We start from the raw sequence: 19,255 nt of genomic DNA, 5'->3' as shown, positions 1-19,255 counted from the left end.
ATGTTAATAAGAGCACGGGAAGGTGGATCGGCTGAGGGCAGGCGAATAATTAATTACCGCATTGACCCGTAGCCAGCCTTTGTATCAGGCTTTGGGAATAATTATGCATATCCACTGCATGTAGTTCGGTACGCCTTTATTTATCAGAACTTTGAGCCGGTTCAAACTTTGCCGAAAGCCTGCCAGGCGCGCGCGCTGCACGAAAAGGTTAACGTCTGCCACATCTTTTGTTACATTATAACACTCACTTTTTCAGTACCAACGGTAAACTCACCTGCGTTTACCTTGTCTTACGCCGTATCGTTAGAATAATAACGTTTTCAATACCAAAGCCGCTTTGGTCATGCCATTCACTGCCATAACAATGACGGGACAGATGAAAAGATTGCTTTTTTTGACGCAGTATCGGGTCTGCTGCTTTATTGCCTTTTACACGGGCATTTTATTAAACCTGCCGATTTTTCTCCGCCGCTTTCATCAGCTTCATTACGACGCCCTGCTGTCGATCGCCATTGAGGTGGTCGCGGCTTTTGCGCTGGTGCTGTTTACCACGCTGCTGGCCTCGCTGGCCGGCCGGCTGCTGTTCCGTGTTCTGACTTCGCTGCTGGTGGTGTTTTCCGTGGCCGCCAGCTATTACATGATCTTTTTCAACGTCGATATCGGCTACGGCATTATCGCGGCGGTGATGACCACCGACAGTTTCGATCTGTCCAGGGAGTCGGTCGGCTGGGATTTTGGCGTCTGGCTGGGCCTGGTGAGCCTGCTGCCGCTGCTGATCCTGTGGCTCGCGCCGCTGCCGGAAGCGGCCCTGCGGCGGCGTAACGGTGGCGCTATCGCCCGGCGCATCGGCGTCATGCTGGCCGCAGGCCTCTGCTGCTGGCTGCCGCTGAAGGTGATGGGCGAGCACCAGGATAATCTGGATCGCCAGCATAACCGCATGATGGCCAGCTACGGCGGCGTGGTCGCCGGCACCTATTCGCCATCAAACTGGCTGTCGGGCATGGGGCTGCTGGCCTACAGCAGCTGGAGCCAGGCAGAAGACAGTCGTAAACTGTTCGATCCCGCCGCGCACTTTACCTATAAGCCGCCAAAAGATGCGGACAGCCTCTATATCGTGTTTGTGATTGGCGAAAGCGCGCGGCGCGATCATATGGGGGTTTACGGTTACCAGCGCGACAATACGCCTTACCTGGATAAAGAGCCTAATCTGGCTGCGCTCCAGGGTTACTCCTGCGACACCTCAACCAAACTCTCGCTGCGCTGCATGTTTGTGCGCGAGGGCGGCGCGTCGGAAGCGCCAGAGCGCACGCTGAAAGAGATGAACGTGTTTTCCGTGCTGAAAAAGCAGGGCTTCTCCTCCGAGCTGTTTGCCATGCAGAGCGAGGCCTGGTTCTATAACAAAGCGCTGGCGGACGACTATGCGCTGCGGGAAACCATTCAGTCCGAAAAGCGCAACGTCGGCAAGCCTATCGACGATATGGCGCTGGTCAGCGAGCTGAAGGATTCTGTCGAGCGTCATTCGCAGGGCAAACACCTGGTTATTCTGCATACCAAAGGGTCGCACTATCTTTATACCGAGCGTTATCCGCGTAGCTTTGCGCGCTATCAGCCGGAATGCCTGGGCATTGACGACGACTGCACCACGCAGCAGATGGTTAACTCTTACGATAACAGCCTGCTTTATACCGATTACGTGCTGGAGCAGGTCTTTAACCAACTGCGCGATCGTAACGCTATTGTGTTTTATGCTTCCGATCACGGCGAGTCGATTTCGCAAAATATGCATTTCCACGGCACGCCGCGCAATCAGGCACCGATGGCGCAGCGCAGCGTGCCGATCATGGTCTGGGCATCCGACAAATTTTTACAGCACCCCGATCACGCGGCGGCCTTTAATCAGCTGAAAAAAATGGCGCAGGATAAAACGCCGGTATTCCACGAAAAGCTGTACGACAGCCTGTTAGGCTGCGCGGGCTTTACCTCGCCGGACGGCGGTATTAATCAGTTGCGTAACTGGTGTCACGTGCCCTGAGTCAGACTGTTAACAGGCAGACTCAGGACTGCCGTAAGATTGATGACAAACGCAATGGTCTGGCGGAATACTGCCGTTTTTGGCAGCAATACCATCGCTTCATTACGGCAAAGGCTGAGCGGAAAGCAAACGCGCATGGACGCGCGAAACGAGCCGCCACGGATGGGTTCACGGCGTTTTCGTATTCCGCTGCCGCTTTTCACCCGCTCAGGCGCGAGCGGTTGTATAAAGACTGAATAAATAATATGCAAAGCGCTCGTGTTAAAAGCGTCTGTAGACGATAAGCTACTGTCAACTTTGCCTGAAACGCCACAAGCAGGTATTCTACGGGCCATATTTACTGAGACGGTTATTGAGGTCGACATGATTATTAAACCACGCATTCGTGGCTTCATCTGTGTTACCGCCCATCCGGCGGGTTGCAAAGCTAACGTTGAAAAACAAATTGATTACGTGACCCGCCAGGGCAAAATTGCCAACGGCCCTAAAAAGGTGCTGGTGATTGGCGCTTCTACGGGTTACGGCCTTGCTGCCCGCATCTCTGCCGCCTTTGGCTGCGAAGCCGATACGCTGGGCGTGTTCTTCGAGCGTCCGGGCGAAGAAAACAAACCGGCTACCGCTGGCTGGTATAACTCTGCGGCTTTTGAAGAGCTGGCGGAAGCGAAGGGCCTGTATGCAAAAAGCATCAACGGCGACGCTTACTCAGACGAAGTAAAGCAAAAGACCATTGAGCTGATTAAACAGGATCTGGGTCAGGTCGATCTGGTGGTATACAGCCTGGCTGCGCCGCGTCGTACCCATCCAAAAACCGGCGAAGTCTTTAACTCTACGCTGAAACCGGTTGGCAAAACGCTGCACACGCGCGGCCTGAACACCGATAAAGAAACCATTACCGATATCACGCTGGAACCCGCTTCTCAGGAAGAGATCGACGGCACCGTAGCGGTGATGGGCGGCGAAGACTGGCAGATGTGGATTGACGATCTGAACGCGGCCGGCGTGCTGGCTGAAGGCGCGAAAACCACCGCCTTTACCTATCTTGGCGAGCAGATCACCCACGATATCTACTGGAACGGTTCTATCGGCGAAGCCAAGAAAGACCTGGACAAGCGCGTCCTGACTATTCGCGACACGCTGGCGGAAAAGGGCGGCGACGCGCGTGTTTCCGTACTGAAAGCCGTGGTTACCCAGGCCAGCTCTGCTATTCCGGTGATGCCGCTTTACCTGTCGCTGCTGTTTAAAGTGATGAAGGAAAAGGGCACTCACGAAGGCTGCATCGAGCAGGTTTACGGCCTGTTCAAAGACAGCCTGTATAACGCCTCACCAATTCTTGACGATGTTGGCCGCCTGCGTGCCGACTACAAAGAGCTGCAGCCAGAAGTGCAGGATGAAGTGGTGAAGCTGTGGCCGACCGTCACTAACGAAAATCTGAACGAGCTGACCGACTTCGTTGGCTACAAAACAGAGTTTATGCACCTGTTCGGCTTTGGCCTGGACGGCGTGGATTACGACGCCGACGTCAACCCGGATGTGAAAATCAAAAATCTGGTGCAGATGTAAGCGTAAAGGCGTCCTGCGGGACGCCTTTCTTTCACGCCTGCTAAATTTTTAGCCGAATTTGCCAGAAAAAGTGATATAGCCTTTTTTAAGAAAAAACGGCGGAATATAATTATCCCATCCTTTACGCTGGCAATATTGAGTAAGCGCGATTCCGTGCATTACGTTAGCTTTTTCACAGCAGCGGGCTATTCTGTTTCTTAACGTAAGTTTGCTAACGTTGAGCATAGCTGACATGCGATCTCTTTTCATCCCACATAAAAGCAGCAGGATAACTTCCCACTCCCGATTGGTAAAAAGCGGGGAAGGTGCCGTAAAAGTAAGAGGTTTACGAGAGTGCTGACACAGAAATGTTGAAAAGTAGACGTTTGTGATTTCAATATAATTACAAATTATGCCAGGTGATCCGTCAGGCAATCGCCAGAGCCGCTTTTCAACCAAATAAGCCTGTTTTCTGTTATTTCCTTCTTGATTAAATATCCTTAAAACCATGCTCATAGCGCCTGTGGCTATAATTTTTTTGTCATCCTTTGTGATTCTGTCGTGAAAATCACAGAGGTCGGGGAACAGGTCTTTATCCGTACAGCCTTTTATTTTTTCGAAAGGCTGGCTGAAATAACGGCAGGCTTTCTGATTGGCATATACGTAACGAGAAGAGGCGTCTTTTATCACCCACCCGAACAGGGAGTAGCTAAAGTAATAGTCCATTTTTATTATCCAGAAATAATAATGTGTCCTTTTTTCAAAAAGAAGGCAGGAACGTAGTTATCTATATTTTTCTCCCTACAAAATTCAATTAGCATGGAGGATGAGCTCACTTCCGCTTTGCGATAGCAGCTTCTCAGGCGTCCACTGACGGCATGGATAGAAATTCCCAGCACATGCGCTACTTCTTTCAGGCTTAAGTTACACTGTAACAGATAAACCACTTCCCACTCTTTTTCCGTAAAGACAGCCGAAGGCGGCTGAAGAGTGACATGCTGACAGAGTTTGCCGTTAAGCAGCGATCCCGGCGTGATAATATTGACATGCCTGACGCTTATCACCGTGCCGACGCACTGGCGCTGTTCGTTAAATAACGGCTCCTGGATATTATAAGCGGGCTGTAAAATTTTCTCTTTGCCCTGAATATGCGTGGTAATAGCACGTACCGCTTTGCCGGTTTGCTCAATCTCTCTTTCCTGCTGTGCAAATATATCAGCAAACTCGGCTACGGGAACAGGGACATCACGTATATTTAACCCTTCATAATCGAAGCGGGTTGAAATAGTTTGCCATATCTTAAAGGCATTGTTTACGTAAACAAAGTTGGAATTAATGTCTTTGACGGCCCATCCAGTAATCGGATCGTTTTCAAACATATTAATAAGATTTTTCGGAAGCGACTGAATTTTCATAGCGGTAACCCTACATAAAAAGAACCCTACATGAGATAAACCTTACATCAAACAGACCTTTTTTCACCTGCTATAAATAACGTAAAACAGGCTGGGGTGCCAATACCAGAGACACGATTAACAATATCAATTGATAAAAATTAAAAGCCTGAGCCGTATATCATCCGGATTATGCTATCCACTTAGCTCTACGGAAAGTAATGCGGCCTGCCCATTATAAGGGGATCCGATGAACAAAAATGATATCCACCCGGCAGATATTATTGCCTTATTGAAAAAGAAGGGCACAAACCTATCCGCTGTATCACGAGAAGCGGGGCTGGCCGCCTCTACTTTGGCTAATGCCTTACGAAGACCCTGGCCCAAAGGAGAGCGCCTGATAGCAAAGGCTCTGGAAATGCCGCCGGAAGACATATGGCCCTCAAGATATAAAAGCAGAAACGGGTGCGACCAGCGGCAACAGCTAACCAGGAAACGCTGACAGCCTGAAAAGAGCCGATGGCGCGAAGCGCATTGTCCTGTTGTTGAAAACAGTCTGATGGGATGAATAAAGGCTAATAAAAAAGCCGGTAACGGGCGTTACCGGCTTTGATCCGTACAAGATAACTATGCGAGAGAAGCCGCCGTGCGCTCTACCAGCGCCAGCAGAAGCTTGATGTCTTCCAGCGTCACGGTTGGGTTCAGCAGCGTCATCTTCAGGCAGGTTACGCCGTTGTGTTCGGTCACGCCTACGTTGGCGCGCCCGGAATCCAGCAGCGCATCGCCGATCTTCTGGTTAAGCAGGGCGATTGCCGCATCGTCGCCCTGTTGCGGACGGAAGCGGAACAGCACGCTTGCCAGCTGTGGCTCCATCACCAGCTCCAGCGCAGGCTGTTCGGCAACCCAGGCCGCAACCTGCTGCGCCAGCGTTACACCGTGATCGATGATTTCGGCATACTGCTTCTGGCCCAGCGCTTCCAGACCCATCCACATTTTCAGCGCGTCGAAACGGCGCGTGGTTTGCAGGGATTTGGAAACCAGATTCGGCACGCCCTGAGCTTCATCGAACTCAGAGTTCAGGTAGGCCGCCTGGTAACGCATCAGCTCGTAGTGACGCGCTTCTTTCAGCAGAAACGCGCCGCAGCTGATGGTCTGGAAGAACTGCTTATGGAAGTCCAGGGTGATGGAATCCACCAGCTCGATGCCGTCCAGATAATGACGATACTTATCAGAAAGCAGCAGCGCGCCGCCCCATGCCGCATCAACGTGCAGCCAGGTCTCGTTTTCTGCTGCGATCTGCGCGATTTCACGCAAAGGATCGATAGCGCCCGCGTCGGTAGTGCCCGCCGTTGCAACGATAGCCAGCACCTTTTCGCCGTTGGCTTTTGCCAGCGCCAGTTTGTCAGCCAAATCCGCCGTATCCATACGCGCAAAGCGATCGGTTTTCACCAGCGTCACGGAGCGGTAGCCCAGACCCATCAGCGCCATATTCTTCTGCACGGAGAAGTGGGCGTTTTCAGAGCAGAACACTTTGATCTTGCTGAGATCGCCCGGCAGACCATCCTGCTGGACAGAGTGGCCCTGACGCGCAAAGAACGCATCGCGCGCCAGCATCAGCCCCATCAGATTGCTCTGGGTGCCGCCGCTGGTAAAGACGCCCGCGTCGCCGGCCTGATAGCCGACCTGAGCGCGCAGCCATTCAATCAGCTTCATCTCAATGATGGTGGCTGAAGGGCTTTGATCCCAGGAGTCCATGCTCTGGTTGGTGGCGTTGATCAGCACTTCCGCCGCCTGGCTAATTACCAGGCTAGGGCAGTGCAGGTGCGCCACGCACTGCGGATGATGCACAGACAGACTGTCTTTCAGGAAGTACTCGATCGCACGCTCAATGGCGGCCTGGTTGCCCAGGCCCTCCGTGGTGAAATCCAGCGCGATACGCTCACGCAGCTCGGCTACGCTTTTGCCCTGATACATCTCAGGCTGTTGCAGCCACTGCACGACGGCCTGGCTGGTCTGGGCAATAGCCTGCTGGTAGGCTTCGGTGCTCTGCGCCGAAGCTGCCAGAATAGGGTTGGACCGGGACATCAACTTCACTCCGCAGAAACAGGTTTAACGCCGGCAGCAACCAGGGCGACTTCAAATTTATCCAGGAAAATACCCAGCTCTTCATTGCTGATCAGCAGCGAAGGCAGCAGGCGCAGCACGCAGCCGTGACGGCCGCCGCGCTCCAGGATCAGGCCAGCTTCAAAGCATTTCTTCTGCAACAGCGCGGAAAGCTCGCCATCGGCTGGGTAGCAACCCATATGATCCTGCGGCTCGTTCGGCTTGACGATCTCAATGCCCAGCATCAGGCCCAGGCCGCGCACGTGGCCGATGACCGGATAGCGCTTCTGCATCTCTGCCAGTTTCGCTTTCAGCCATTCGCCCTGTTCGGCAACTTTATCGGCGATATTGTTGTCTTTCAGGTGACGCAGGGTGGTCAGGCCGGTTGCCATCGCCAGCTGGTTGCCGCGGAAGGTGCCGGTGTGGTGGCCAGGTGCCCAGGCGTCGAACTGCTTTTTGATGCCCAGCACGGCCAGCGGCAGACCGCCGCCTACGGCTTTGGACATGACAATGATGTCCGGCTCGATGCCCGCGTGCTCGAAGGCGAAGAACTTACCGGTACGCGCGAAGCCAGCCTGCACTTCGTCCAGGATCAGCAGAATGCCGTGTTCCTGGGTCACTTTACGGATGCGCTGCAGCCACTCGACCGGAGCCGGGTTCACGCCGCCTTCGCCCTGAACCGCTTCCAAAATCACCGCCGCAGGTTTGCGCACGCCGCTTTCCACGTCGTTGATCAGGTTTTCAAAGTAGTAAGCCAGCGCCTGCTCGCCCGCCTTGCCGCCGATACCCAGCGGGCAGCGGTACAGATGCGGATAAGGCATAAACTGCACTTCCGGCATCATGCCGTTAACGGCTTCTTTCGGCGACAGGTTGCCCGTTACCGCCAGCGCGCCGTGGGTCATGCCGTGGTAGCCGCCGGAGAAGCTAATCACGCCGGTACGGCCGGTGTATTTTTTCGCCAGCTTCAGCGCGGCTTCAACGGCGTCAGCGCCGGAAGGGCCGGTAAACTGCAGGCAGTATTCTTTGCCCTGGCCCGGCAGTAAAGAGAGCAGGTAGGCAGAAAATTCATCTTTCAACGGCGTCGTCAAATCGAGCGTATGTAACGGCAAGCCACTGGTAATGACATTTTGGATGCTCTGCAGCATATCAGGATGGTTGTGGCCAAGCGCCAGCGTACCTGCACCGGCAAGACAATCAAGATATTGATTATTCTCAACATCTGTAATCCAGACTCCCTGTGCTTTAGCAATGGCGAACGGCAGCTTGCGCGGGTAGCTCCGCACGTTCGATTCATATTCAGCCTGACGGGCTAAAAACGCTTCATTGTTTCCTGATGAATTCGCACCAAAATTATCAATACGGACTTTATCCGTCATCATATCTCTCCTACAACCAGGGTTATAAATAACGCCGTAGTTGAAAAATAAATTAAAAGTGTGAGCGCTGTAAAAAAGCGCGGCCAATATAGGACTTTTCAGCCCCCGACTCAATCATTAATTTTGTTAAGATTACTTTAAGTTTTTCCTATAGTAATCAATATGTTGTTGGTTTTCTGACCCATTATCAGCCCGATGCGTTATTAACATCTCTACAACAAAGCACAAAAAAGGCCTTTTTGAACGCTTTGTGGCGCGCAAAAGGCGAGCAAGGCGTTGCTCTACCGGGGCAAAAACCGCTTTAACGGCCAACGAGCTGACATTTACCCGCGTGCTTAATAAGCGCAGCGGCAATAAAACCCGCTTACCCCTGGGCTTATTAAGCGCAGCGGCCGTAACGCGCCGCTTCGTTTATAAATGCCCTGAGGAAAGTCTTAAACAAAATAGAAGCAGACGGCTTAACCTGCTGTTTTTAATTATAGAGCAAGCAAAGCCTGCGCGATAATGAAACAATTTTCTCGCTCTGAGCTAAATCATAGGCTGTACTCAAATTAAATAACGCGGGCTTACAATTTGAAACGGGAGTGCGGAAATGAGCAATCTGTTAAATATCAACGCTGAGGAGATCCTTACCCTTTTCCGCAAACATTTTCCGCATCTGCCGGAGGATATGGAGAGCAGCGTTAACGCAATTTTAGTTACCGAGCCGCCTCAGGAGGTCAATGCCGAAGTCACGCTTTCAGGGCAGGGTGAAGAGCATCTTATTCACTGTCAGATCATTGAAGGCTATAGCAACACCTGCACCGGCAAGGCCGCTCCGGCTATTTTCCCCCTGCAGCTTGCCAGCACCGGCACGCTCAGCAGCGCGGACTATGCCTTGCTGTTTCGGGATACGGCCCATTTTTACCTGGCCGCCAGCCTGGCGCTGACCGGAATTTTGTTTTATGACGCCGAAAAACAGCAGCTGCTGGGACTTTATACGGGATCGGCCATCGCTTCTGACGACAGCGTATCGTTTCTGCTGGCAGGCGGCTGGCACTCGAAAACGATGGACTGACGAACGGGGCCGTGACGGCCGGATTGTGGAAGGAGACTGTCGTACATCTGCTTACAGGTAATTACGCAAATCTGACAAAATGCTGTAGCGCCGTGTCAATTTCTGTTAATTTGTGGCACTGCTTTTTACGATACAGGCATTATTACCGTGATTTACGACTGCTTTTTATACTATGACGAAGATATGCTGCTGGAAATCCGGCTTAATACGCTCCATAAACACGTAGATAAGTTTGTCGTCGTTGAGTCGCTTTATACGTTTACGGGCAAGAAACGTGAACGTCTGCATTTTGATATCGAAAAATTTGCGGCCTTCAGGGATCAAATTATTTATGTTGTTAACGATCGCGTGCCGGTTATTTATCAGCAGGCTTTTTATTCCAACAGTTCTCTGGTCAACGCAGGGGAGACCGATCCCTGGCAAAACGAAAGCCATGCGCGTAACGCAATTATGCAAGGCCTGACGGACGCGCGGGATGAAGATATCATTATCATATCCGATGTGGATGAGATCCCCCATCCTCAGGCGCTGGCGCAGTTCAGCCACAGGCACCTTTGCACCACGCTCTATCAGCATTTCTATAATTTTAAATTTAATTTGCAGGTCATGAACGAAGACGGGACGCCGCGCCTGTGCAAGCTGCCTAAAATGGTGACCTATAAAAACCTGAAAGGCTTTTTTCACGGCCAGCCCGAGCTGCTGCGCAACGTGAAGCGTAAAGGTACGCCGATTAGGGACAGCTGGCTACGCTGGAACCTGCTGAAATTTCGTACCAAAATCGTTCAGCGGGGTGGCTGGCATTTCTCCTGGGTGATGACTGATGAACGCATCAGCGAAAAGATGTCGACTATTTCTCATATTGAGCACGATCGGCCGGAATTTAATAATCCCGACCATATTCGCCGCTGCGTCGAGAACAATATCGACATCTGGAACCGCCCGCGCAAAATGAAGATAGTGCCGGTCGATAACGAGCATTTGCCGGGCTGGCTGGTGGCTAACAAAGCGCGCTTTCAGGCGTTTTTGAAAGAGTAGCGCGCTCCGTGACCACCGGCGCTCTGCCTATGCTTCGCCGCCATATTGCTCATCGGTGACTTTTTCGAGCCACTCCACAACTTTGCCATCCTGCGCTTCCTGGATCGCGATATGGGTCAGCGCGGTTTTGGCGCTGGCGCCATGCCAGTGCTTCTCAAACGGTGGGATCCATACCACGTCGCCGGGACGGATTTCACGCGCCGGTTCGCCCCAGGTCTGCACATAGCCAAAGCCTGCGGTTACGATCAGCGTCTGGCCCAGCGGGTGCGTATGCCAGGCGGTACGGGCGCCTGGTTCAAAGGTGACGCTGCCGCCGCTGGCGCGTGCGGGTTCGTTGGCAGGAAAAAGCGGATCGACGCGCACGGTGCCGGTAAACCAATCTTCAGGGCCTGCATAAGAAGCCTGAGAACCGCATTGATAGATATCAGTCATTATTTTTTCCTTGCAGATGAAAGGCCGACTGCGCCGCAGAACAAGCGAAGAGGGCGGACGAAATGAGATTAACGATAAGCGTAGCGCAAAACGAAGGCGAGAATAAGCTGACTGAACCGAATAAGCTAATGAGTGGCGCTCATGAATAGAAATAATCAATTAATTATTAAGGCTTTATTCTTGTCCTGATCTTTATCGTAAAGCCAGATGCTGATTTTTGCAGTTATTTGCCACGAGAAGTTAAAGGTAACTATGGTTTACAACCTGAATATTATTTTTTAAAAACGCTGACGGGTGGGATAAATAAATGCTCTGAATAATCAAAATCGGTGGGTAAAGTGTTCAGCGCCACGCAGCAAATAACCTGCTACAGCGCAAGAAATGTTCCATCAGCTGAACCATTAAGAGGCTTTTTTAGTACGTTACAGCGATCTGGCCTATAGCGTTTTGTCATTACTATAGTCTGTAGGGTAAAGCGTAAATTGAGATGCCGTATAATGCTTTATTATGAGAGGCTTATAAGGTAACAATACCTCGCTTAAAATAAGCCAAAGCAGAAAGGCTCTTCTTAAAAGAGGGCAGCATCAAGGGCGGAACAGCCTGCCCGTGCCGCCCAACAAGAAACGCCGTTTAGCTATGCATCGCAAGGCCTTTAATCGCTTTATCGACCGCTTTCTTAGGGCCGCGAATCGCCAGCCCCACTAAATTAAGATTGTCCGGGTCTTCTGCCTGAAAAGCCTGTCGGTTGGCCTCGTCGTGACCGGTCGAAAACATCGCCTGAACATAAGGGATCAGCGTCAGCTCGCGCGCCAGTCCTTTGCAATGCGCAGCCTGTAAACCGGCGAGATCGGCGGCAAACACCAGCATCGGCTGCCCGGCCATACAACCGTAGCGCTGGCCTTTGGCGTCTATATAAGGTTCGCCCCTAATTTCCGGCGCGGCGTAAGCGATACCGCTGGCTAAAAAGGCCGTTACGTTCAGTCGCTGCCAGATGGCAAGATCCTCGCGCACAATCAGTGCGATTTTACTGTCAAACATGCTGCTCTCCGCTGAGTAAGTCAGCTTTTATCTTCAGCGGAGAGAGGACTGGCGGTATAAATAATTCAGGCGAGTAAACCAGCATCCACGCCAGCCGCGGCGCAAGGTGGCCTCAATAAGACGCAATCCTTATCGAAGCCGTTGCCGGGTGGCCGCAGAAAAAGTAAAACCGCACAAAAGGCGATAATTGATCTGGCGTAAATTTCGCCATTCTCCCGTTTTTTTCAGGTGATTTAAGCCGTTTTTGAACAGGTTTACCTGCTAAATCATTTAGTTAAGTCATTAATAATTTGTAGTACTAATTGACGGGCAGCGGCATCCGCCTTCTGGCAGGATACGCATCCACGCAATGTGCATCCGGTTCAATAATTTCCATGAAGTGGTTTACCCAAAACGCGGTACTCTTCTCCGCTAAAACCTGTCTGGCCGCCTTTCTGGCACTTTATATTTCGCTTGAACTTAATTTTGAAAAACCAGCCTGGTCGTTAACGACGGTCTTTGTGGCTTCACAGCTCTATTCCGCTGCCACCATCTCCAAGTCGATCTTTCGCCTGTTGGGCACGCTGCTGGGCGGGCTGTTTATTTTCCTGATTTACCCGGAAACCGTGCAGTATCCGCTGCTGTTCAGCCTGTGCGTCTCGCTGTGGGTCGCCGTCTGCCTCTATCTCTCGCTGCACGACCGCACGCCAAAAAGCTATATCTTTATGCTGGCAGGCTACAGCGCCGCCATTATGGGATTTCCCGGCGTGGTGTCGCCGCTCTCCATCAGCGATATCGTTATTTCGCGCATTGAGGAGATTACGCTGGCGATTATCTGTAGCAGCCTGGTGCACCAGCTGATCCTTCCGGTTTCCATGCGCAGCCTGCTGGAGCAGAGCGTCAGCGTCTGGTATCTGAACGCGCAGAAGCTGTGCCACGAGCTGATTACGGTCAGGCCAAAAGATAAGTCGCTGGAGCGGGAGGATATTCTGATCCAGATGGCAAACTATCCGACCAATGTGGAAACGCTGATTGTACATTGCGTCTATGAAGGCGATGCGGCACGCAAACTAATCCGGCTGGTCAGCGTGCAGTACCAGCACCTGTCGTACCTGATCCCTACGCTGACCGCTATCGAAGCGCGGCTGAGCATTCTGGCCGAACAGCAAATCCGCTTTCCGCAGGAGGTCACGGACGTCTTTGCCGATTTTGTCGGCTGGCTTAATCGTGGCGAGATTGCAGAGACGGCGCAAATGCAGCAGCAGCTTGCCGCGACCCAGACGGCGCTGAAACAGCAGTGGCGGAGCGGGGCGCTCGCCACGGAGGAGAGCATTTTGCTGATGGGCCTGCTGGAACGGCTGGCGGATTTTGTACGCATCGCAGGCGCCTATCAGAGCGTCAGCGTGCTGGTCAGCGATCTCTCCGGCGACACCAGCCTGGCGAAGGAGACGCGAGCGGAGCGCCATATTGATAACGGCCTGCTGCTGCTTTCGGCCGCCACGGCTTTTCTGGCGACCTTTATTTCCAGCCTGTTCTGGATCGGCAGCGGCTGGGCCGACGGCGCGACGGCACCGATGATGGCGGCGATTGTGGCGTCGTTCTTCGCCAGCATGGATACGCCGCTGGTGCCGATGAAAAGGTTTATCAAAGGCGTGTTTATCGCGCTGGCGATCAGCCTGTTCTACGTGGCCTTTTTGATCCCGCAGGCAACCACCTTCGAGGCGCTGCTGCTGATCCTGACGCCAGGGCTGCTGCTGCTGGGGCTGGTTATTGCCCGTCCCTCGACCAATCTGATCGGCATCAGCGTGGCGACGCAGATCCCGGCGTTTTTGGGCATGACTCACCACTTCACGCCAAATCTCACCGGCCTGATCAATACGGCCATCTCATCGATGGTCGGCATTATCGTGGCGGTGACCATTACGGCGCTGATCCGCAACAAGCGCCCTTCATGGACCGCCAAACGCACGCTGCGCAAAGGGCTGAGCGATTTGCTGCGGCTGGTGAAAGAGATTGAGCGCAACGGATCTTCGCTGCTGGCGCGGCAGCACTTTGTGGTGCGGATGCTGGATCGGGTCAATATTATCCTGCCGCGTATGCGTCTGGATCCGCATCCCGATCTGGTTTCTGGCGGCAATCTGCTGACGGAAGCCTGGCTGGGCGCTAACTGCTATGACTACTATGCCCGCCATCGCGAGCTGCTGGAAAGCTATCGCATTGACAGCGGCCAGATGTTTCACGAGCTGGCGCTGTTTTTAAAGCGGCGCATGAAATCGTTACAGACGCAGCCGCATCAGCATTTGCTGGAGGAGCTGGATCTGCTGTTGCTGAAGCTGGAAGCGTTGGCGGGCAAAGACGAGGCCGTGTTTGCGCCGCTGTTTTATCTGTTTAACGTTCGCCTGTCGCTTTTTCCGGGTCAGCGCTGGCCCGATATCGCCTTATTGAAAACTATCCGGCGCTGAGCGCGCGTTGGCCCGCCGCCAGATAAGCCTGCATCTCTTCTTCCGGCACCATGCCGCCGCCCGTGGCCCAGACCAGATGCGTGGCGCGGGCCATCGTCTCTGCATTAAGGCGATGCTGTGCCAGATAGTCGGCGTTCAGGCGTTGCGGCCCGGCCATTCCGGCCAGCGCGGAGGGTTCAAGGCGAAGATTTTCCGTGGCGGCCAGCGCGGCCAGCAGCTGGTACATCCTCTTATCGCTGAGCGTATAGCAGCCGTCGATCAGCTGCGCCATCGCCCGGCCGACAAAACCAGAAGGACGGCCGACCGCCAGGCCATCCGCCGCCGTTTTATTATCAAGCCCGATATCCGCGACGGCGACGGCCTCGTGCAGCCCGGTGCTCATCCCCAGCAGCATGCAGGGCGAATGCGTCGGTTCGGCAAAGAAGCAGTGCACGTCATCGCCAAAGGCAAGCTTCAGGCCAAAGGCCACGCCGCCCGGCCCGCCGCCCACGCCGCAGGGCAGATAAACAAACAGCGGGTGCGCGGCATCCACCGTTCTGCCTGCCGCCTCAAGCTGCACGCGCAGGCGCAACCCCGCCACGGCGTAGCCCAGAAACAGCGTGCGGGAATTTTCATCATCGATAAAAAAACAGTGCGGATCCTGTTCCGCCTCGCGACGTCCCTGCGCCACGGCCACGCCGTAGTCTTCCGCGTATTCCACCACTTTTACGCCGTGCGAGCGCAACTTCTCTTTTTTCCACGCGCGGGCGTCGGCAGACATATGCACCGTGACGTCAAAACCCAGCGCGGCGCTGATAATGCCGATAGAAAGGCCGAGGTTGCCGGTTGAGCCTACGGCAATACGCTGCTGGCTGAAGAATGCCCGCAGGCGTGGCGACAGCAGGATGCGGTAATCCGCCTCTGTCGTCAGCAGGCCTGCGGTTATCGCCAGCCGTTCCGCGTGGGCAAGCACTTCATAAATACCGCCGCGTGCCTTAATAGAGCCGGAAACGGGCAGGTGGCTGTCTTTTTTCAGCCACAGCGCGCCGGGGATAGCGCCGTTTTCGGCCGCCAGCCATTGCTGCATGGCGGGGATAGCGATGATCGGCGATTCGATAATGCCGCCCGCCGCAGCGGTTTCCGGAAAGGCCTGCGCTAAAAGCGGCGCAAAGCGCTGGAGCCTGGCTTCGGCCTCTTGCGCATCCTGCCTGCTCAGGCCGACCAGCTTCAGGCCTTCTTCCACGCGGGCAAGATGGGGATTAAACCAGGTGGTGGCTTCCAGCGTCTGCAGCTGGCGGACAACGGGGTGTTGCAGAAGGCTATCTGACATGGCGGCTTGTCGCTCGGCAAAAAAAGAGGGCGCGCGACAGGCCGGACTCACCGACGCGCAGGGTGTCGGTGAGTGTAGCTTTCTCTTTCCTGATGGGAAAGGGCGGCCGTTAGTATTCGTCTTCCTTGATATTGGCAACGGGCGCCAGAACCGTTTCCGCCAGCGGGCGCAGCGCCTGGCCCTGCTGGACGCGCTGCGGCCAGTCGTGGTTAGCCAGCGCGGCCTTGCCAATGGCGACAAAATCCGCATTAGCGAGCAGCTGCTCTTCAGCCCGTTCGCCGTCGTCCAGCCCGCCGTTGGCGATAATGACCGTATCCGGCGCGCCGACGCGTGCCAGCTCAACCAGCGAGCGATCGTTATTTTCAAATGCCGGCAGCCAGGCTTTGTATTCGGTGATATGGATATAATCGACGCCCGCTTCCTGCAACAGGGCAAATACTTTTAGCGCGCCCGCTTCGCCTTCCTGCCATTTGTGCTGGAAGTCGTTGACCTTACCCTGAGAAATACGCACGCCCAGCATCGCCTCGCGGCCAATTTTGTTGCGTACCGCGCGGATAACTTCCAGCGTCAGGCGCAGGCGATTTTCGAGCGAACCGCCCCAGGCATCTTCACGCTGATTCTGATAGTCGGTAAAAAACTGATCGAGCAGGTAGCCGTTAGCGGCATGAATTTCCACGCCGTCGAAGCCGGCCCGCGTGATGGCACGTTCCGCGCTGTTGGCAAAGCTGGCGATGACCTCCTCAATTTGCTGTGCGGTCATCGCTTCCGGTACGGCGTAATCGCCTTTGCCGTGATAAAAAGCCAGCTGCTGGCCGCGCGGTTTGATAGCGGAAGGGCCGATGGTGGTGGTGCGGTGAATATTCGCCTGGGAAAGCGCGCCGCCGTGGATCAGCTGAGCGATAACCACCGAACCCGCTGCTTTTACCGCATCCGTAACCTTGCGCCATCCGGCTACCTGCTCGTCGCTGACGATGCCGGGCTGGTAAGCATAGGTCTGCGACCAGGCGCTATCGATATAGAGGCCTTCGGTGATGACGCCGCCGAAGCCGCCCTGCGCGAAGCTGGCGTAGTAGCGCTGTACAATCTCGCCGGGCAGGCCCGTTTCAGAAGCGGAGATACGCGTCATCGGCGCGACGAGCGCCCGGTTTTTAAAAGCGATGCGGGCGATCTGACCCGCTTTAAACAGTAAAGGATGCATAATAGTTCCTGAAGATAAATGAATACAGGATCCAGTATAATGAACGCGATGCAACGGCAGAACCGCCGCAAACTGACTAGATGAATAACGGAAACCGTTATAATGAACCTGAAAGACGTTGAGGTTTTCTGCGCGATCGTAGCCGTGGGCAACCTGACCAGGGCCGCCCGAACGCTGGGATCGACCGCCATGACCGTTTCCCGCCGTCTGGCGCTGCTGGAAAGCGAGCTGGGCGTCAGGCTGCTGCAACGCACCACGCGCGCCGTCTCGTTGACCAGCGAGGGCGAAGAGTTTTTGCCCTATGCGCGGGCGATGGTTGAAGCAGAGCAGACGGCGAAAAATATGTTCAGCGCCGGGGCGACGGGCGCTTTCGGGCTGCTGCGCGTGACCGCGCCGTCCGGCTTTGGCAGGCGCAACGTTTTGCCACTGCTGCCTGAACTGATGGCCGCTAATCCGCAAATGAAGGTCGAGCTGAATTTAAGCGAAGATGCCGTCGATATCGTGGCGCAGGGCTATGACATCGCCATCCGCATCGCGCCGCTGCGGGATTCCCGGCTGGTGGCGCACAGGCTGGCGGATAACCCCAGAGTCCTTTGCGCCTCTCCGGCCTATTTGCAGCGTAACGGTGCACCAAAGCAGCTGGCGGATCTGAAAAACCACGCCTGCCTGCGGCTGTCCGCGCTGCCGTGGTGGCTGTTTGAAAATCAGGGCGGCGCGGTCAGCTACACGCCGGATGCCCGTTTCAGCTGTAGCAGCGTGGAAGGCGTGAGGGAAATGTGCGTGGCCGGGGCGGGCATTGCGCAGCTGACCGCGCTGGACATTCGGGAAGAAGCGGCGCGAGGCGAGCTGGTGCCGCTGATGCTCGAGGATATGGCGATGCCCGCGCTGGCCGTCTGGGCGCTGCTGCCGACGCGGCGCTATACGCCGCGCAGAGTAACCGCCTTTCTGGCGGTGTTAAAACAATCGCTTGGCTGAGAACGGACTATGGTTAAGGTTCCGGATCGCAGGTCACAGAACGCAGGTGCAGGCCGTGCCGATCTGTCCCTTTATACGCTTTTTTGCGGAGAAAAAATGAAGCCAGTTCTGTTTGCTCTTTTGACGATCGTCACCGCCAGCGCATCGGCCAGCAACATAGTGATCAATCAGCGCGTTCCCGCTGCCGGCGTGGCCGTACAGGGTGAGCTAATCTGGCAGCAGCAGCAAATTTCTGCACGGCCCTGGAACAGCGCCCAGCTTGGTGGCAAAGTACGGGTGCTGCTGCATATGGCCGGAAGAATTTCGGCTAAAGATCAGAACGCCGCATTGATTGACGCGCTGAGCAAGGCGAACCTGCCGCACGATCGCTACCAGACCACCACCATTGTTAACACCGACGACGCCATTCCGGGCAGCGCGGTATTTGTCCGTGCCAGCCTGAAATCCGCAAAGGAGGCGTCGCCCTGGTCGCAGTTTATTATTGATGCTAACGGCGCGGTCAGGCGAGCCTGGCAGCTAAAAGCGGGCGGCTCGGCAGTCATGGTGCTGGACAGCGAAGGGCGGGTGCGTTTTGCCCGCGAGGGCGCACTGACGCCCGCCGAAAATCAGCAGGTGTTAGCGCTGCTGAAAAGTTTGCTGGAGCCGCAGACTTCCTGAGCCTTCTTGCCCGCTTTTGAGAGCGTTCGCGCAGAGTGAAAAACGGCCGCAACAGACAGCTTGAAGTAGCCTGTTAAGCGCGGTAGCCTGCCTGCATCGAATATAAATCTCTTTTTATGACAGGTAACATCGGCAATGGCTTTGATCCCCAAAAACTACGCGCGGCTGGAAAGCGGCTACCGCGAGAAAGCATTAAAAATCTACCCGTGGGTATGTGGACGCTGCTCGCGAGAGTTTGTTTACTCAAACCTGCGTGAACTCACCGTCCATCATATCGATCATGACCATACCAATAATCCGGCAGACGGCAGCAACTGGGAATTATTGTGCCTGTATTGTCACGATCACGAACACTCAAAATACACTGAGGCTGACCAGTACGGTACCAGCGTTGTGGCGGGGGAAGACGCGCAAGACGATGTGGGCGCCGCCACCTATAGCCCTTTCGCCGATTTAAAATCGCTGCTTAACAAGAAGAAATAGCGCCAGAAATAGCCGCTTCCTGCTCAGGGCAGCCGCTATGCGAGACGCCGGTCTGCTTTGCGCAATAAACGGATGTTGCAGTGCAGTTAAGCAGGGCAGGCCCGGCGCGCGGCCACCCGCAAGTCATCATAGCCAGCAACCACGGAAGACAGCACTTTTCCCCCGCCGTTGCTGGCTGCTCGCGCT

The 19,255-nt window shown here is 54.6% G+C and carries 17 protein-coding genes; 9 read left to right on the top strand and 8 right to left on the bottom strand.

Annotated features, from left to right (window positions below):
* Positions 1 to 376 precede the first annotated feature (376 nt).
* The gene (gene eptB, locus QCD69_RS02725) at positions 377 to 2,032 is read left to right on the top strand and encodes a kdo(2)-lipid A phosphoethanolamine 7''-transferase (protein ID WP_301250937.1); all 1,656 of its coding nucleotides are present in this window, start codon (positions 377 to 379) and stop codon (positions 2,030 to 2,032) included.
* Between the two features lie 363 nt (positions 2,033 to 2,395).
* The gene (gene fabV / locus QCD69_RS02720; protein WP_253454325.1) at positions 2,396 to 3,592 is read left to right on the top strand and encodes an enoyl-ACP reductase FabV; all 1,197 of its coding nucleotides are present in this window, start codon (positions 2,396 to 2,398) and stop codon (positions 3,590 to 3,592) included.
* A gap of 48 nt (positions 3,593 to 3,640) precedes the next feature.
* Here fabV and QCD69_RS02715 read toward each other — a convergent pair whose 3' ends face one another.
* Both QCD69_RS02715 and QCD69_RS02710 read right to left on the bottom strand, forming a co-directional pair.
* Complete coding sequence (locus QCD69_RS02715; RefSeq protein ID WP_301250936.1) at positions 3,641 to 4,297, bottom strand: helix-turn-helix transcriptional regulator; 657 nt, start codon at positions 4,295 to 4,297, stop codon at positions 3,641 to 3,643.
* Between the two features lie 5 nt (positions 4,298 to 4,302).
* Positions 4,303 to 4,986 (bottom strand): helix-turn-helix transcriptional regulator, encoded by a 684-nt coding sequence (locus QCD69_RS02710; protein ID WP_301250935.1) that lies wholly within the window; start codon positions 4,984 to 4,986, stop codon positions 4,303 to 4,305.
* A gap of 229 nt (positions 4,987 to 5,215) precedes the next feature.
* Between QCD69_RS02710 and QCD69_RS02705 the strand changes: the two genes are divergently transcribed.
* Positions 5,216 to 5,467 carry a helix-turn-helix domain-containing protein gene (locus QCD69_RS02705; protein WP_301250934.1) on the top strand — a complete coding sequence of 84 codons (252 nt, stop codon included), beginning with the start codon at positions 5,216 to 5,218 and terminating at the stop codon, positions 5,465 to 5,467.
* A 125-nt stretch (positions 5,468 to 5,592) separates the two neighbouring features.
* Here QCD69_RS02705 and QCD69_RS02700 read toward each other — a convergent pair whose 3' ends face one another.
* Together QCD69_RS02700 and QCD69_RS02695 are read right to left on the bottom strand one after the other, a co-directional pair.
* Positions 5,593 to 7,050 (bottom strand): pyridoxal phosphate-dependent decarboxylase family protein, encoded by a 1,458-nt coding sequence (locus tag QCD69_RS02700; RefSeq protein ID WP_253454321.1) that lies wholly within the window; start codon positions 7,048 to 7,050, stop codon positions 5,593 to 5,595.
* A 5-nt stretch (positions 7,051 to 7,055) separates the two neighbouring features.
* Complete coding sequence (locus QCD69_RS02695) at positions 7,056 to 8,447, bottom strand: diaminobutyrate--2-oxoglutarate transaminase (protein ID WP_253454320.1); 1,392 nt, start codon at positions 8,445 to 8,447, stop codon at positions 7,056 to 7,058.
* A 589-nt stretch (positions 8,448 to 9,036) separates the two neighbouring features.
* On the opposite strand from QCD69_RS02695, the gene QCD69_RS02690 reads away from it, so the two are divergent.
* Both QCD69_RS02690 and QCD69_RS02685 read left to right on the top strand, forming a co-directional pair.
* Positions 9,037 to 9,501, top strand: a complete 465-nt coding sequence (locus QCD69_RS02690; protein ID WP_253454319.1) for a hypothetical protein — start codon at positions 9,037 to 9,039, stop codon at positions 9,499 to 9,501.
* Between the two features lie 147 nt (positions 9,502 to 9,648).
* Positions 9,649 to 10,536 (top strand): benzoate transporter, encoded by an 888-nt coding sequence (locus QCD69_RS02685; RefSeq protein WP_301250933.1) that lies wholly within the window; start codon positions 9,649 to 9,651, stop codon positions 10,534 to 10,536.
* A gap of 27 nt (positions 10,537 to 10,563) precedes the next feature.
* Here the strand turns inward: QCD69_RS02685 and QCD69_RS02680 are convergent, their stop codons facing one another.
* Positions 10,564 to 10,968 carry a (R)-mandelonitrile lyase gene (locus tag QCD69_RS02680; protein WP_253454317.1) on the bottom strand — a complete coding sequence of 135 codons (405 nt, stop codon included), beginning with the start codon at positions 10,966 to 10,968 and terminating at the stop codon, positions 10,564 to 10,566.
* A gap of 630 nt (positions 10,969 to 11,598) precedes the next feature.
* Positions 11,599 to 12,006, bottom strand: coding sequence for a DUF2000 family protein (locus tag QCD69_RS02675; protein WP_125290061.1), 408 nt, complete (start codon positions 12,004 to 12,006; stop codon positions 11,599 to 11,601).
* A 374-nt stretch (positions 12,007 to 12,380) separates the two neighbouring features.
* On the opposite strand from QCD69_RS02675, the gene QCD69_RS02670 reads away from it, so the two are divergent.
* Entirely contained in the window at positions 12,381 to 14,447 is a 2,067-nt protein-coding gene (locus QCD69_RS02670) for an FUSC family protein (protein WP_253454316.1), read from the top strand.
* Here the strand turns inward: QCD69_RS02670 and QCD69_RS02665 are convergent.
* Together QCD69_RS02665 and QCD69_RS02660 are read right to left on the bottom strand one after the other, a co-directional pair.
* Positions 14,434 to 15,756: a D-serine ammonia-lyase gene (locus tag QCD69_RS02665; RefSeq protein ID WP_301250932.1), complete on the bottom strand. Its 1,323-nt coding sequence runs from the start codon at positions 15,754 to 15,756 to the stop codon at positions 14,434 to 14,436. The genes QCD69_RS02670 and QCD69_RS02665 overlap by 14 nt on opposite strands.
* Before the next feature lie 109 nt (positions 15,757 to 15,865).
* On the bottom strand, positions 15,866 to 16,954 hold the full coding sequence (locus QCD69_RS02660; protein WP_301250931.1) for an NADH:flavin oxidoreductase: 1,089 nt from the start codon (positions 16,952 to 16,954) through the stop codon (positions 15,866 to 15,868).
* A gap of 102 nt (positions 16,955 to 17,056) precedes the next feature.
* Between QCD69_RS02660 and QCD69_RS02655 the strand changes: the two genes are divergently transcribed.
* The 3 genes from QCD69_RS02655 (at position 17,057) to yajD (ending at position 19,069) form a co-directional block, all read left to right on the top strand.
* Positions 17,057 to 17,929, top strand: coding sequence for a LysR family transcriptional regulator (locus tag QCD69_RS02655; protein ID WP_253454313.1), 873 nt, complete (start codon positions 17,057 to 17,059; stop codon positions 17,927 to 17,929).
* A 96-nt stretch (positions 17,930 to 18,025) separates the two neighbouring features.
* Complete coding sequence (locus QCD69_RS02650; protein ID WP_253454312.1) at positions 18,026 to 18,586, top strand: YtfJ family protein; 561 nt, start codon at positions 18,026 to 18,028, stop codon at positions 18,584 to 18,586.
* 135 nt (positions 18,587 to 18,721) lie between these two features.
* Complete coding sequence (yajD, locus tag QCD69_RS02645; RefSeq protein ID WP_253454311.1) at positions 18,722 to 19,069, top strand: HNH nuclease YajD; 348 nt, start codon at positions 18,722 to 18,724, stop codon at positions 19,067 to 19,069.
* The last annotated feature ends 186 nt before the right edge of the window (positions 19,070 to 19,255 follow it).

The organism is Erwinia sp. PsM31 (assembly GCF_030433775.1).
GTDB lineage: Bacteria > Pseudomonadota > Gammaproteobacteria > Enterobacterales > Enterobacteriaceae > Erwinia > Erwinia aeris.
Note: the sequence above shows the minus strand (reverse complement) of the source record. Positions and strands in the feature narration are given on the sequence as shown.